Consider the following 13,208-nt stretch of genomic DNA (forward strand, 5'->3'; position numbering starts at 1 on the left):
ATAGCTTGTATTCATCTTTTTTATGTATATCCGCACCTAGCTTTATAAGCTCTTGAGTGGTATTTGTATCGTCCCAAAAGCTATAATACATCACTGGCGTTACCCCTCCGTGCATAGTATGATCGACGGATAGATTGTTATCTTTCATAAATTTTAAAATTTCATCAGTTTGCTTGCTTTTTAAAAGTCTTTTTAGCTCTACGTCTATGGCGGGTTCTTTGAATATGTTTTTTGGATTTGAATTATAATCTATATCCCAATGTCTAAATGCAAAACTTTGCATCTCCGCTTCGCTTACATACTTGTCAAGTCCCGCTTCTTTAGTAGCATCAGAGCCTATCGTAATAGTGTAGTGAGATTGAGATTTATGAAGTCCTACTCTTCCGCTTATGAATAGATACAAAATAAGGCAAGCAAAAACTACGATGAATTGCAATATGGCTTTTAAATATTTCAAAATTTCCCCTTAGAATTAATTAGGAGGATTATATCTTAAATCAAATTAAATCGAAATTTTACATGGCGGGCGGGTAAAATTTTATATAAATTTAGCCCGCAAGCCTTGAAATTCGAGCAAATTTAGAATATAAATGCGTATTTAGAATTTTAATTAGCTTTATTCTAGATCGCTCAAAAGATCCGCCAAGCTCACGCTTGATAGGGATTTTTTAAAATCATTCTGAATGCGAGCAAAGCGCGGCGCGAGTACCGCCTCGATCTTGCCGCCCACGGGGCAGGCGCTAGGCGAGCCTTTGTGCAGGCGAAACATCGCGCCCTCCTCGCTCACCGCCTCGTAAATGTCTAAAAGCGTGATGAGCCGCGCGTCGCGAGCCAGCGTGATGCCGCCCACACCAGCGGTCGTGAGTACCAAGGCTGCGTTTCTTAGCTGCGAGATCAGCTTGCGCGCGATGGCAGGGTTTATCCCCGAGCTTGCGGCGACGAAATCGCCCGTGACCTTCTCCTCGCGAAAATACGCGACGCAAAGCATAATGTGAACGGCGAGTGAAAATTTTATACCTACTTGCATAGCCGACCTTGATTTAAATTTAAAACCGCACGTTAGTTTCGTGCGGCGTTATTTTAGCTAAATTAAGCAAAATTTTAAGCTCACGCCCTCTCGCCGACGGCGGTAAAGCGCTTTTGCACGAAGGCGCCATTTTTTAGCTCGTCTATGACAGCAAGCGCTAGGTCTGCGTAGCTGATATAGCTCTCGTTTTTGGAGTTTAGTATTAGATTATCGCCGCCAAGGACGTATTTGCCCGTGCGAGCGCCGTTTGCGTCATAGTCTCCAGCAGGCGAGACGTAGGTCCAGAGCACGTCGCTTCTGTCTTTTAGCTCAAAAAACGACTCCGCAGTCGCCCTTGCCACGCCCATATACTCAGGCGGGAAGTCAGGCGTATCCATAGCCATAGTGCCTTTATCGTCCGCGTATAGCGTACCCGCGCCGCCGATGACGAGTAGTCTCGTTTTCGTACCGCTAAGCGCATCTGCTAGGTGTTTTACTACCTTTTTATGAAGCGGAAATGTTTCGGGCGTCCAAGCCGCAAATGCGCTGATAACAGCGTCAAAGCCAGCTAGATCGGTCTTTGTTAGTTCAAAAATATCTTTGTAGACTACTTTAACGTCGCCGTTTTTATACTCTTTGTTTCGCACGATAGCCGTTACGTCATGCCCTTGTTTTAGGGCCTCTTGCACCAAATTTAAACCTGATTTTCCGTTTGCTCCGATGATTGCTACTTTCATTGTTTCTCCTTTAAATTTGATTTTATTTGCTTGCTCGCACAGCCGCTACTGCTAATACTCGCACATTTGGCGCCGTCTTGCCGCGCCTCGCAGTTTAAAATTTACGCTCGCGTTTTATCGCGCGCCTTGCGAAATTTACAGCCAGCTTGGCTTTACGTCCTCGTTTATCACGCCGTCACTCATCGTATACTGCTCCAGGCTGCCGCGTTTGGTCTGGATACAGATAAACTTCATCCCCTGCGCGCCCGCCTTAAAGCATCTTTTGCCAGCCGGATCGATGCGGATCGCGTCGCCCTCGCCCACCGCCGTCTCCTCACCGTCAATGAAAAGCGTGCCGCCGCCTTTTAGCACCAAATAAAGCTCCTCGTTTTGCTTGTGCGAATGCACGAACGGCACGCTCGCGTTTGCGGGAAGCTCATTGATAGAAAGCTCGCAGCCGCTTAAATTTAGAGCGTCTTTCAGCTCGACTCTCGGTTCGCTTTTCGTTGAAACGATCTTGTAGTTTGACATCTTTGTCTCCTTAGATTTTTGTTGTAATGCTATAACTTACAACTGATGAGCGAAGTATAATAAAATTTTGTTGTAATATCAAGGGTTACAGCAAAAAATTCCGCAAAATTTGACGCAAAATTTAAAATCAGCTAGAATCCGCGCGATTTTAACCAAAGGAATTTTATGCAAAATAGCGCATTTAAGACGCTAACGCTCATTGCAAAGAAAAATTTTAAAAAGCTGTTTTTAACGTTTAGCCTGGTTTTGGCGGAAAACGGGCTATTTCTCGTCTATCCCATACTAGCTGGTATCGCCATAAACGCCATCGTAGCGGGCGATACGCTTTTGGCACTTAGCTACTCGTGCATGGTGTTCGTGGGCTGGGGGCTTGGCTCGATTAGGCGGCGCGTGGATACGCAGGTGTTTACTAGGATATACGCGGGACTTGTCGTAAGCGTGATAATGAACGAAAAAAGAGCCGCAAAAGACGAAAGCGCCGTAATCGCGAGAGCAAATTTATCTCGCGAATTCGTGGATTTTTTCGAGCAGCATTTTCCCGTGTTTTTTACCTCGGTCGTCTCGATTTTCGGCTCGGCGATCATGCTTTTATTTATCGAGTTCTACGTGGGTTTGGCTGTTTTTGCCCTGCTCGCGGTTTTTGGAGTTTTGCTACCCAAATACATCGCCAAAAACGACCGCTTGTATCTAAAGCTAAACAACCAGCTAGAGCGCGAGGCAGGACGCATAAGCGCAGGCGATGAGCGCACGCTAAAGCGCCACTACGACGTGCTTTCAAAACTTCGTATCCGCATATCAAACAGAGAGGCGATGAGCTTTTTCATCATCGGCGCGAGTGCGGCGGCGATTTTTAGTTTGGCGATATTTTTGCTCTCAAGCAAGCAGGCAAACGCGGGCCACATCTACTCGGTGCTCACCTATCTCTGGACGTTTGCGATCAGTCTTGACGACGCGCCGAGACTAATAGAGGAGTTTAGCAAGCTAAAAGACATCGGTAAGCGCGTAGATGCCGGACTAGAAGGCGATATAGATAAAATTTAAGCGCTTTTTTGAGGTATAATGTATCTAAAATTTGCCCAAAAGCGAGGTCAAAATGCACGAAAATCACGCCCACTGCGCGCATTCGCACACGTCAAATAAAACCGTTTTGAGAAATTCCTTCCTTATGATATCCGCTTTTATGCTGATCGAGGTCGCAGGCGGCTTGGCGACAAACTCGCTCGCCCTGCTCTCCGACGCCGGACATATGCTATCAGACGCCGCAGCACTCGGGCTTTCGCTATTTGCGTTTAAATTTGGCGAACGTAAGGGCAATCTGCAAAAGACCTTCGGCTACAGGCGGATCGAAATTTTAGCCGCGACGATAAACGCCGTCACGCTCATCGTCATCGCCGTTTTTATCGTCATCGAGGCGACGCGGCGCCTGCAAAACCCACCCGAAGTAGCCACCGCGGGCATGCTCGCCATCAGCACGCTGGGTCTTGTCGTAAACATCGTCGTGGCTCTCTACATGCTGCGCGGCGGAGACGTGAGAGAAAACGTCAATATGCGCGGCGCCTACATGCACGTACTCGGCGACGCCCTGGGCTCGGTGGGCGCGATCGCGGCGGCTTTGGCGATGATGTGCTTTGGCTGGGGCTGGGCGGACGCGGCGGCTAGCGTGCTCGTGGCCGCGCTCATCGTAAAAAGCGGCTGGGGCGTGCTAAAAGACAGCCTAAACATCCTGATGGAGGGCTCGCCAAAGGGCGTGTGCCTGGACGGGCTCGTCGCGCAGATCAGGGGCGTGGACGGCGTGCTTTCGGTGCACGACCTGCACGTCTGGAGCATAACAAGCGGCGCAAACGCGCTCACGGCTCACGTGGTGGTCAGCGGCGAGCTGAGCGTGCGCGAGGCAGAGCGGATCATGGCAGAAATATCGCACGAAATGGAGCACCTGGGCATCACGCACACGACGCTGCAGCTTGAAAGTAGCGACAACGAATGCGCTGACGAGCTAATCTGCGAAGTAAGATCAAATGGCGCAGGCGGGCATTTGGGGCATAGTCATTAAATTTTGGATTTGGAATTCTGCTCGACTTATAGTTTTGAAATTTAGCTTGATTTGGAATTTAAAATTTGGCTTGAGTTTTAAATTTTAAATTTTGCCCACACCGCGAGATTTCGGAATTTTAGAATTTTGAGATTTTAAATTTTAAAATTTTGCGCTCGTTATGAAATTTTAAATCCATTCGCATAACGGAATTTTAAAATTTCGCCCCGCGGACGCCGTTTCAAAATCAGGCGCTGTACACGCAAAATAGTAGAATTTTACACAGCGCGTTGCTGTACCATTCAAAACGGCGCCTATGCGTTGCGGAATTTTTAAATTTAACCAAGCATACCGCGCCTCTAAATTTTAAAATTCCGTGCCGCAAATTGAGCTATAAATAGAGCCATAAATTTAAACTACGCATCAAAATTTTGGCTAAATTTCACTCATTATTTGCCTACCTATTTGAGCCTGTTAAAAGCAAATTTGCCGTATAATCTCGCGAAATTTCAGGGAGCCAAGGTGCGCAAAAACATAAAATACCTAATTTACAAGTTTCTTTTAGGCAATGTCTTTTTGGCAGTTTTTTTGATTTCATTTTACGTTGCTTCATTACATCTCTCAAAACTTTTAAATGTTGATATAATAGGCCTTTTGAAGGGGTATTTTTTATTCCCGGGCGATATTCGTCTACCTTTTTCGACGGTAATTCTTGAGCTATTTTCATTCTATATCAGTAGCAGTTTGAGTGATTTTTATGTCAAAGGCATCGATCGCAAGCTCAATGTTATATTTTTCATCGCCTTTGCGACGATAGGAATTTTAGCCCTTACCGCCATTATTCTTATCGCAACATTCGGTTTTATGATATATGGTATGGATTTAGATAAAAAACTAATGGCAATTTTATCCGCCGCGGCATTATTCATGGGTATCTGCTCAACGGTATATTTATTTCGCAAAAGCGATTACGAGCTCGGTAAATTTTTACAGATCATCAGCCGAAAAAGAAGCGGTGAGATCAATAAAAAGCTATTCCCTATCTTGCTGCTTATTATATCTGCAACTTGGTTGGGTCTTATCTTTTTTGCATCTAGATAAAGCTAAATGCCCAGTTTAAATTTCGTCCGTATGCGCTAAATTTAATAGGCGTAGATCACACGCACGGCGCGACGGAATTTTAAGCACGGAATACTTTTTTATTAAAATTTAAACCTACGCATTATAATTGCAGGAATTAAAAAGGACGGCAATTGGATATGAAAAAACATATATTAATCGCAATTTTAGGCTTGCTTTGCGCCTTTATAGATATTAATTACATAGGTTTTCTTATCGCATTAAATTTGATAGTAGTCTTGGTTTGCGCCGTTTTTCCTTTTATGAAAAAGAATTATATATTTTTTCTACTGCTTGTCTTAAATTTAGCTTTGTATTTGAATAATATCTACACCCCTTTTGAAAAGCCCGAGCTTTGGACTTATAGCATACCTGCGCTGGCAAATGCCACATATGTGCTAGTCGCTTTAGTTTATGCTTCGGGATTTGTCGCTTTTGTCCCGCTTGCGGCATATATCTGTTTTTTATACTCGCTCTGCGCCGTTGCTTGCAGCATACGTGAAAAATTTTAAAGCTTACGCTAAATTTGCAATCAAAATTTTAAGCTGCTATTGCGTATAATTTCGCAGAATTTTAAGGATTGCGTATGAAAATATATTTCTACAAATTGCTCCTAGGCATCGTACTGATGGGCATATTCTCGTTCTCGCTCGGCTTTACTTTATCGCACATTGGCATAATATTAAATGCGTTTTTTGGCGTACTGCTATTGCCCTATGCTCCTTTTAAGGCCGAGCTCGCAAAAGCTATCTTAACGATAATCTCCGCATTTTATATCGCAAATAAAATTATTAATTTTCGCATTTTAGGCATCGATTGCAAGCTAAATTTTATATTTTTTATCGCCTTTTCGACGATAGGCGTGATTATCGTTTCTTTTCTGTCTTTGTTTTTGATTTTCGGCATGATCGTATGGCAGAAGTCTGATACGGCATTTGCGGCGATGTGCCTATCCCTCGGATCGATTTGGACCGCCTGGCTATTTCATATCAGTGAATACAAGCTTGGGGCTTTCTTGCAAAATTGCAGCCCTAAAAGGAAATATAATATAGATAAAGTGCTAGTGTTCGTCATAATAATAGTAGTTGCGCTGATTTTTATATCGGCAGTAATATAACCTTTCATTTTAAAATTTTAAACCAGCCGTAAAATTCGTTCGCTTCCAGGTGTGGATCGCCTGCGCTGGAGATGAAAAGCGGCTGTAGCGCAGCATTTGCTCTAAAATTTCCCGCGTCCCTCATCTGCGCGCTGTAAAAAATAAGCGCGTGGCTCGCAAACTGCGCGAACTCGTCAAACGAGCTCGCCCCCGCCTCTATCATCGTGATTTTGGCACCCGCAGGCAGCGACTGCGAGACCTCTACCTTGCGCCCTGCGACGCCGAAAAGCGGAATGCTCGCATCAAAATCCGAAAGCGCGCGGCGCGAGTATATCCAAACATCAGGCGCGCGCAGCTTTAGATTTTGCGGCGCAACGCGCGCGTCTAGCGCCGACATATCAGCACTACCCACCAAAGTGCTAATTTCGTCAAATTTAGCCGCACGCACGTCCAGCGTCGGTCTGTCGGCGCGCACGGTCTGCCCGCCCACGCCTACGTAATCGCATACGCTGCGCAGCTCGTGCACGAACGCGCGCTGCTTCTCGCTACCGATCCGCCCATGCACCGCGCCGTTTAGCGTTGCGTTGATTTTAATGAAGCAAAAGCCGCTTTCGCGCGCCAGATAAAACGGCTCCGCAAGCTCCGCCGCCGCGGCATGGCAAACGTCAAATTTCACCTCTATGCCCCCGCGGCGTAAAATTTCCGCGCCGCCCGCAGCCTGCGCGTTCGTATCGCGCGCGCCGATTACCACGCGCGATAGCCCGAGCTCCGCCAAAAGCTCGGCACAAGACGGGGTCCTGCCGCGGTGTGCGCAGGGCTCAAGCGTGACGTAGGCGCAAGCGCCGCGCAAAAGCCCGCCGTGGCGATTTAAGATGAAATCGTAAGTGAAGCTCGGCTGCAAAAGCGCGCTTTTTAGGGCTTTTGTGTTTTGAAATTTAACGCCGAATTTGCGGGCGTATTCGCGAGCAAAATTCTGCGCGAAATTTGGGTCCAGATCGCACAGTGCGGCGAAAACGGCGTTTGCCTCGGCGTGTAAAAAGCCCGCCTTTTTGTGCGCGCCTATGCCAAGAGCTCTGCCGCCCCTATCCAGAAGCACGCAGCCCACGGCGGGGTTAGGTAGCGCCAGAGCCTGATAGCGCCACGCAGCCCGCAGCGCCAAATCCATGTAAAATTCGTCGTTCATAAAATATCCAAAATTTAAATTGTCCCGCTCCGCCACGCTTGCTTAGCAAAATTACGACGGAGCGGAGAACTCGCCTACTCCCAGCAAATCGCGCCTCGGGTGTAAACCGACTAGCTCACCTGCGCTCATCCTTGCTGCGCTGGATGACGCCGACCTCGCGCTTTAGCCTATCTGTAAGGCATTGAGCTTGCTTTAAACGCTAAATTATCAGAGCTTGCAAGCCGCGCGCCGTATGTGCCCGGGCGAAATTCCGCGCGGAAGCGAAACTGCGAAATCTTACCACAGGTTTTAGAATTTTATCCTAAATCGCAAATTTTGCGGCGTCCGTTTCGTGCACGGACGGCACAAAATTTTACGCTTATCGTGCAAAAGAGCGTCTGCCGATAGCGTGGAGAAGCCGGCTTTGAGAAATAAAATTTTAATAGGCGCCATGGCAAAATCGCAATCGAGCGTGAATATACAGTCCCAAAAGGCACGGCTTAATTTCAGCTCAAATTCAGGGGGGGGGGGGGTAGAATTACATAATTTTTTTCAAAGGATTAAAATGTCTGAACAACCAACCGTTCAACCCCAATCAAATGTGCTTGGGATACTCTCCATAGTCTTTGCGATTTTAGGGATATTTTTTCTAGGGATCGTCTTTGTTCCGCTTGCGTTTTTGTGCGCGATCGCCGCGACCTATCAAGCCGTCAAAAAGCAAGCCTCGCTCGTAATAGCGATATTAGCGTGGATCCTTACGATCGTAGGGCTCATGACCTCGCCCATGCTGCTAGCCACAATCGGCATTTCCGCTTCATAGTCGCAAACATCCGCGCCGCTTGCTCGGTGATTAAAATTTTGCCGGACGAACATTAAAATTCGCCGGCGGCTAATTAAGCTCCCGCCGAACGCGCGCGAACCTCCGCCCGCAGAGCTTTAAAATGTAAATTTTACGGGCAGAATTTAGTCGCTTAAAATTCTGCGGGTAAAATTTTAAGGCGAAAATTAGCGCAGAAATTTTGTATCAAAAATTTACGGGCGGAATTTTAGCGTGGAATTTTACCGTGCCGAAATAGCGCGTAAATTTTAAATTTAGCCGATTCTAGCGACATGCCGTGAAATTCCAAAGTGGCGCGCAAATGTCATGCAAAACTTACCTTTTAACGGTGCAGTGTGAAATTTCAAAACGGCACGCGCGGCATGGGAATTAAAAATTTGCACAGCAGCAATCGCCGCGAAGCTTGCTTTTTAGCGGTACGATCTGAAATTTCAAAGCGCCGCCCAGTGGCGTAAAAATTATCTTTTGTCGGCGCGATCTGAAATTTCAAAACAAACAAGCGGCGCCGGAATTTTAAAATTTTGCGCCGAGCGCCGCGAGAGATCAAAAGCGACCGACAGCGGCAAATTTTTAAAAAATCCAAAATTTAACATGCTCGCGTGCCCATGCGACGCAACAAGGCGGTGCTGCGGGCACGTCCGCGCGAGAGGCTCATATTTATCGAAATTTTCGCTCTGCCCGCAGCACGCGCGCTCGTATCACATGTCGATAATCGCGGGCGCAAGCTCCGCTGAAAGCTTGGCGAAACAGCGTTTCGCCGCGGTGCGCATGCGAACAATTGCAACGCAGAAATGCTTTCGTGCGATACGATCAAGCTCAACGCGAAAGGTTCGCGCGCGGTATGTGTTTTTGAAAGCCGCACCGAATATCGCGCGTCAAATTAAAAAGCAAGGCGAGAGATACCGCGCGCATGCGTGGCTCGCGATAGGAGCGATACTTAAAAGCGCGCAAAAAGCGAGGCAAATCCAAATTAGCCCCGCCTCTTTAGATTAAAATTTAAGTCTGCGCTTCTCAAGCGCCGTACCCCAAAGCCCTGCGCGTAAAATTTTAAAATTTCTCGCCGCTACCACTGCACGTAGGTTCGCGCCTTTTTGATCTCGTCAAGTCGCACGCTTACCTCGCCGCCGTCCGTGCGCAGTCTAAGCACGCCGCCTTCGCAGCCAAGCACCTCGCCGCTTAGCTTCTGCCCGTCCGTGCGGCTTAGGCGCACCAGCTCGCCCACGGAGTTTGCGAAATGCTGTGGCTTGCTTAGCTTGCGCTCAAGCCCGGGCGAGCCGACCTCCAGCGTCCATTCGCCCTCAAACGGCGGCTCCACGTCGTAAATCGGCGAAAGCAGCCGCGATAGCCGCTCGCAGTCGTCTAGGCCCACGCCGCCTGCTTTCGTGATACTGATGCGATAGATCGTTCTGCCGTTTTCGCTCACCGTCTCCACGTCGTAAAGCTGCACGCCGCACTCGCGCGCCAAAGCCTCTAAATCAACCATTTTTGCGCAACTCCTCCTCTATTTTGTCGAAAAGATCGTCCATTTTGTTTTGATACTCCAAGCGATCGTCAAATTTGAAGTGAAACGCGGGGCAGCGGTACCAGCCCTCCGCCTCGGCGCAGAAGTTTTGCAAATATCTCGCCACGCGGCCGAGCTTTTCGAGCACAAATTCCTGCTCGCGCTCGTCGAAGGCGTTTTTATCCAGATACACAAACGCGTCGTAGCGCCCGCGCTTGCACTCCACGTCGGTGACGCACAGCCCGCGCAAAAGCTCGTCCTCTAGGCTCGCGAGCGCTTCGGGGATGAGCTGCTTTAGCACGCTTTGCGTGCGCAGTCTTCTGAGTTCGGTCGGATTCATCTTTACCTCGCTATCTTAAATCGCCGCAGATTACGCGGCGATGGAATTTTATTGCTTTGTCGCAGCGGAGCGTCCGTCTTGCGGCGACATAGAATTTTATCTCGCATCCGTCTTATGGCGACGCAGAATTCTATCTCGCTTCGGCGCGGCGGCAACGCAGAATTTTATCTCGCTTCGGCATGACGAAATATCCGCCCTGCGGCGGCGCGGTCTGTTTAAATTTGACGCGGTTTGCGTCGCGCCGGAGCGTCTATTTAAATTCTGAGCGGTTTACTGCGCGCAGACACTGCGAGCGGCGCCGCACTTTTTAAAATTTCGCTCTTAAATTTTAAAAGGCACAATCTCGGCTTTGAAATTTTGCTTTTAAATTTTAGCCCGCGCGCTTCGCGCTTAAATTTAAAACGCAGATCACGCGAGAATTTAATGGCTCGCATACGGAAGCTCATCGCATAGCCGCAGCGCTACCGCAGAAATATTTACGCACTGAGGCTCAATGCTATTCTGCGCCATGCTCTGCTCGCCACGGCGCTATATTGCTGCCGCACTGCCCGTCTTGGCGCCGCAATAATACAGCGCGCGGCGACACCCTCTTTGCGCCACGCTCGCTTACTGCGTCGCTTTTGCGATATCCGCGCTGCCGTCTTTTGGCAGCGCCGCGATGGCACCACGCGCCGTTTCGGTCTTATTTTGCGCCGCTTACACAGCGCCGTCCTCCGCGCTGCTGTTTTGCCGCACACTGCGCCGCTTCGAAATTTATCTTAAATTTTAAAAACGCTTCGATGCTGCGCGAAATCTAAATTTTGCCGCTTTAAAATTTCAACTTTGCGATTAAATTTAAAATTTAAGTCGCGCGGAAAATCCGCGATCAGCAAGCAGCGTAAAATAAAATTTGATCGCAAAGCCGCGCCGCAAGAAAAATCTAAAACATTAAAATTTCAAAACTGACGCTACGCGGCAGAGCCTCACGCAGAAACCGACAAAATTTAAAGCCTTTCTCGCGCATTCCGCCGCTAAATTTAAAAGGCGAAATTTAACGCCCAAATTCTGCGAGCATAAAATTTCAAAGCGCGATCGCGACTTCAAATTTAGCCGCAAACCGTGCAAACGAAGCGAATGCCCACGCGAAATCCGCGAGCATTAGTCGATCGTAGCCTGCTCCTCTTTTTGCTTGTAGCTTTCGATAAAATCGCCCACGCGCATATCGTCGTAGCCCTCGATGCCTACGCCGCACTCGAAGCCTTTGGCGACTTCCTTGGCGTCGTCTTTGAAGCGCTTGAGCGAGCTGACGTTGCCCTCAAAAACGATGACGCCCTCTCTGATGACGCGGATCTTTGCGCCGCGAGCGATAAGGCCGTCGGTAACCATACAGCCCGCGATCTGCCCGATCTTAGGCACGTTGATGACCTGACGGATCTCGGCTTGACCCAAGGCCTCCTCGCTGATGATCGGGCTCATAAGTCCGCCCAAAAGCGCCTTGATATCGTCGATTAGATTATAGATGACGTTGTAGGTCTTAATCTGCGCGCCGCGCTCCTTGGCAAGCTCTTTGATCTCGCCCGTAGGACGGACGTTGAAGCCCAAGATCACGCAGTTTTCGCTGGCGCTTGCTAAGGCGATGTCGTTTTGCGTGATACCGCCGATGCCGCTGTGGATGATATCGACCTTGACCTCGTCGTTGCGGAGCTTCTCAAGGCTTGCTTTAATAGCTTCCAGCGAGCCTGCGACGTCGGCCTTGACAATCACAGGAAGGCTTTTTAGCGAGCCTTCGGCGATCTTGGCACTTAGCTCGTCGATGGTGACCTTGGTCGATTTGCTAAGCTCCTTTTGGCGCTGATGCTCGTAAATTTTACTTGCGTACTCGCGCGCTTCCTTATCACTCGAAACGCCGATCAGCGTCTCGCCGGCGCCCGGAACCTCGCTAAGGCCTATGATGACGCCGCATTCGCCCGGTAAAATTTGCTTTAGCGCCCTGCCCTTATCGTCGCTAAGCGCGCGCACCTTGCCGTATGCGATCCCCGCTACGACGGTGTCTCCAACGTGCAGAGTGCCGTTTTGCACGATGACGGTGGCAACGGCGCCGCGCCCTTTTTGAAGGGAGCTTTCGATGATGGTTGCTTTAGCCTGCTTGCTAGGATCTGCTTTGAGCTCCAAAAGATCGGCTTGCAAAAGCACGATCTCTAATAAATTTTCGATTCCCTCGCCCGTTTTTGCAGAGATCGGCACAAACTCGTAGCTGCCGCCCCACTCGGTAGGCATGATATCAAGCTCTGCAAGCCCCGTTTTTACGAGATCGGGATTGGCGTTAGGCTTGTCCATTTTATTTATCGCGATGATGATAGGCACGTTTGCGGCCTTAGCGTGAGCTATAGCCTCCTTGGTCTGGGGCTTGACGCCGTCGTCTGCGGCCACTACGATAATTACGATATCTGTAACCTCGGCTCCGCGCGCTCTCATCGAAGTAAAGGCCTCGTGGCCCGGAGTGTCTATGAAGGTAATCTTTCTGCCGTTTTTCTCGACCATATACGCGCCTACGTGCTGCGTGATACCGCCCGCTTCGCCGCTTGCAACGCGAGAGTTTCGGATATAATCGAGCAGGCTCGTTTTGCCGTGATCGACGTGCCCCATGATGGTAATGACAGGCGCTCTGGCGATTAAATTTTCTTCTCCTTCACTGTCCTCGTAGGCCTTGATGTAATCAAACTCCTGCGCCTCATCGATGATATTTACCTCGATGCCGAATTCGCTTGCTAAAATTTCTATCGCGTCCTCGTCCAAAAAGTCGTTTTTCGTCGTCATCATCCCAAGCGCAAATAGTTTGCCGATGATCTCGCTAGGCTGCTTTTTGATCTTATCGGCGAACTCATAGACAC

General features: G+C 48.8%; 15 protein-coding genes and 1 pseudogene. 7 read left to right on the plus strand and 9 right to left on the minus strand.

All coding sequences use genetic code 11. The annotated features are described in order from the left end of the window. The 4 genes and pseudogenes from Q0614_RS06390 to Q0614_RS06405 all read right to left on the minus strand — a co-directional run. Positions 1-457 (minus strand): annotated as a pseudogene (locus Q0614_RS06390) (ankyrin repeat domain-containing protein); the annotation flags it as partial. Between the two features lie 159 nt (positions 458-616). Continuing rightward, positions 617-1,027 (minus strand): Rrf2 family transcriptional regulator, encoded by a 411-nt coding sequence (locus tag Q0614_RS06395; RefSeq protein WP_298102753.1) that lies wholly within the window; start codon positions 1,025-1,027, stop codon positions 617-619. An 80-nt stretch (positions 1,028-1,107) separates the two neighbouring features. Then, the gene (locus Q0614_RS06400) at positions 1,108-1,743 is read right to left on the minus strand and encodes an NAD(P)H-binding protein (protein WP_298787382.1); all 636 of its coding nucleotides are present in this window, start codon (positions 1,741-1,743) and stop codon (positions 1,108-1,110) included. A gap of 135 nt (positions 1,744-1,878) precedes the next feature. Continuing rightward, positions 1,879-2,253 (minus strand): cupin domain-containing protein, encoded by a 375-nt coding sequence (locus Q0614_RS06405; protein ID WP_298787384.1) that lies wholly within the window; start codon positions 2,251-2,253, stop codon positions 1,879-1,881. Positions 2,254-2,418: 165 nt separating this feature from the next. On the opposite strand from Q0614_RS06405, the gene Q0614_RS06410 reads away from it, so the two are divergent. Together Q0614_RS06410 and Q0614_RS06415 are read left to right on the plus strand one after the other, a co-directional pair. Next, a complete protein-coding gene (locus Q0614_RS06410) occupies positions 2,419-3,294 on the plus strand; it encodes an ABC transporter six-transmembrane domain-containing protein (protein WP_298787386.1) in 876 nt (291 codons plus the stop codon). Between the two features lie 52 nt (positions 3,295-3,346). Further along, positions 3,347-4,303 carry a cation diffusion facilitator family transporter gene (locus tag Q0614_RS06415; protein ID WP_298787388.1) on the plus strand — a complete coding sequence of 319 codons (957 nt, stop codon included), beginning with the start codon at positions 3,347-3,349 and terminating at the stop codon, positions 4,301-4,303. A 436-nt stretch (positions 4,304-4,739) separates the two neighbouring features. On the opposite strand, the gene Q0614_RS06420 is transcribed toward Q0614_RS06415, so the two are convergent. Then, positions 4,740-5,009: a hypothetical protein gene (locus Q0614_RS06420; RefSeq protein WP_298787392.1), complete on the minus strand. Its 270-nt coding sequence runs from the start codon at positions 5,007-5,009 to the stop codon at positions 4,740-4,742. A gap of 17 nt (positions 5,010-5,026) precedes the next feature. Between Q0614_RS06420 and Q0614_RS06425 the strand changes: the two genes are divergently transcribed. The 3 genes from Q0614_RS06425 (at position 5,027) to Q0614_RS06435 (ending at position 6,518) form a co-directional block, all read left to right on the plus strand. Continuing rightward, positions 5,027-5,383 carry a hypothetical protein gene (locus Q0614_RS06425; RefSeq protein WP_297897360.1) on the plus strand — a complete coding sequence of 119 codons (357 nt, stop codon included), beginning with the start codon at positions 5,027-5,029 and terminating at the stop codon, positions 5,381-5,383. Positions 5,384-5,541: 158 nt separating this feature from the next. Beyond that, positions 5,542-5,913 (plus strand): transporter, encoded by a 372-nt coding sequence (locus Q0614_RS06430; RefSeq protein WP_298787394.1) that lies wholly within the window; start codon positions 5,542-5,544, stop codon positions 5,911-5,913. Positions 5,914-5,987: 74 nt separating this feature from the next. Then, positions 5,988-6,518, plus strand: coding sequence for a hypothetical protein (locus Q0614_RS06435; RefSeq protein ID WP_298787397.1), 531 nt, complete (start codon positions 5,988-5,990; stop codon positions 6,516-6,518). A 4-nt stretch (positions 6,519-6,522) separates the two neighbouring features. On the opposite strand, the gene ribD is transcribed toward Q0614_RS06435, so the two are convergent. Continuing rightward, positions 6,523-7,680, minus strand: a complete 1,158-nt coding sequence (gene ribD / locus Q0614_RS06440; protein ID WP_298787399.1) for a bifunctional diaminohydroxyphosphoribosylaminopyrimidine deaminase/5-amino-6-(5-phosphoribosylamino)uracil reductase RibD — start codon at positions 7,678-7,680, stop codon at positions 6,523-6,525. Positions 7,681-8,224: 544 nt separating this feature from the next. Between ribD and Q0614_RS06445 the strand changes: the two genes are divergently transcribed. Beyond that, positions 8,225-8,479 (plus strand): hypothetical protein, encoded by a 255-nt coding sequence (locus Q0614_RS06445; protein ID WP_297948785.1) that lies wholly within the window; start codon positions 8,225-8,227, stop codon positions 8,477-8,479. A 1,081-nt stretch (positions 8,480-9,560) separates the two neighbouring features. On the opposite strand, the gene Q0614_RS06450 is transcribed toward Q0614_RS06445, so the two are convergent. Together Q0614_RS06450 and rbfA are read right to left on the minus strand one after the other, a co-directional pair. Beyond that, entirely contained in the window at positions 9,561-9,980 is a 420-nt protein-coding gene (locus Q0614_RS06450) for a ribosome maturation factor RimP (RefSeq protein WP_298787401.1), read from the minus strand. Next, positions 9,973-10,338: a 30S ribosome-binding factor RbfA gene (rbfA, locus tag Q0614_RS06455; protein ID WP_005872391.1), complete on the minus strand. Its 366-nt coding sequence runs from the start codon at positions 10,336-10,338 to the stop codon at positions 9,973-9,975. The genes Q0614_RS06450 and rbfA overlap by 8 nt, the downstream gene beginning before the upstream one ends. A gap of 40 nt (positions 10,339-10,378) precedes the next feature. Here rbfA and Q0614_RS06460 point away from each other — a divergent pair, with 40 nt between their 5' ends. Next, on the plus strand, positions 10,379-10,603 hold the full coding sequence (locus tag Q0614_RS06460) for a hypothetical protein (RefSeq protein WP_298787403.1): 225 nt from the start codon (positions 10,379-10,381) through the stop codon (positions 10,601-10,603). Between the two features lie 872 nt (positions 10,604-11,475). Here the strand turns inward: Q0614_RS06460 and infB are convergent. Continuing rightward, a partial coding sequence (gene infB, locus Q0614_RS06465; protein WP_298787405.1) for a translation initiation factor IF-2 occupies positions 11,476-13,208 on the minus strand: 1,733 nt, incomplete at its 5' end.

Origin of the sequence: uncultured Campylobacter sp., assembly GCF_937997595.1 — a bacterium.
GTDB lineage: Bacteria > Campylobacterota > Campylobacteria > Campylobacterales > Campylobacteraceae > Campylobacter_B.

What these genes read in the sequence shown, in the direction of transcription:
- Q0614_RS06395 (WP_298102753.1), bottom strand. Translation starts at nt 1,027, where the DNA reads ATGCAAGTAGGTATAAAATTTTCACTCGCCGTTCACATTATGCTTTGC.
- Q0614_RS06400 (WP_298787382.1), bottom strand. Translation starts at nt 1,743, where the DNA reads ATGAAAGTAGCAATCATCGGAGCAAACGGAAAATCAGGTTTAAATTTG.
- Q0614_RS06405 (WP_298787384.1), bottom strand. Translation starts at nt 2,253, where the DNA reads ATGTCAAACTACAAGATCGTTTCAACGAAAAGCGAACCGAGAGTCGAG.
- Q0614_RS06410 (WP_298787386.1), top strand. Translation starts at nt 2,419, where the DNA reads ATGCAAAATAGCGCATTTAAGACGCTAACGCTCATTGCAAAGAAAAAT.
- Q0614_RS06415 (WP_298787388.1), top strand. Translation starts at nt 3,347, where the DNA reads ATGCACGAAAATCACGCCCACTGCGCGCATTCGCACACGTCAAATAAA.
- Q0614_RS06420 (WP_298787392.1), bottom strand. Translation starts at nt 5,009, where the DNA reads ATGAAAATAGCTCAAGAATTACCGTCGAAAAAGGTAGACGAATATCGC.
- Q0614_RS06430 (WP_298787394.1), top strand. Translation starts at nt 5,542, where the DNA reads ATGAAAAAACATATATTAATCGCAATTTTAGGCTTGCTTTGCGCCTTT.
- Q0614_RS06435 (WP_298787397.1), top strand. Translation starts at nt 5,988, where the DNA reads ATGAAAATATATTTCTACAAATTGCTCCTAGGCATCGTACTGATGGGC.
- ribD (WP_298787399.1), bottom strand. Translation starts at nt 7,680, where the DNA reads ATGAACGACGAATTTTACATGGATTTGGCGCTGCGGGCTGCGTGGCGC.
- Q0614_RS06445 (WP_297948785.1), top strand. Translation starts at nt 8,225, where the DNA reads ATGTCTGAACAACCAACCGTTCAACCCCAATCAAATGTGCTTGGGATA.
- Q0614_RS06450 (WP_298787401.1), bottom strand. Translation starts at nt 9,980, where the DNA reads ATGGTTGATTTAGAGGCTTTGGCGCGCGAGTGCGGCGTGCAGCTTTAC.
- rbfA (WP_005872391.1), bottom strand. Translation starts at nt 10,338, where the DNA reads ATGAATCCGACCGAACTCAGAAGACTGCGCACGCAAAGCGTGCTAAAG.
- Q0614_RS06460 (WP_298787403.1), top strand. Translation starts at nt 10,379, where the DNA reads ATGGAATTTTATTGCTTTGTCGCAGCGGAGCGTCCGTCTTGCGGCGAC.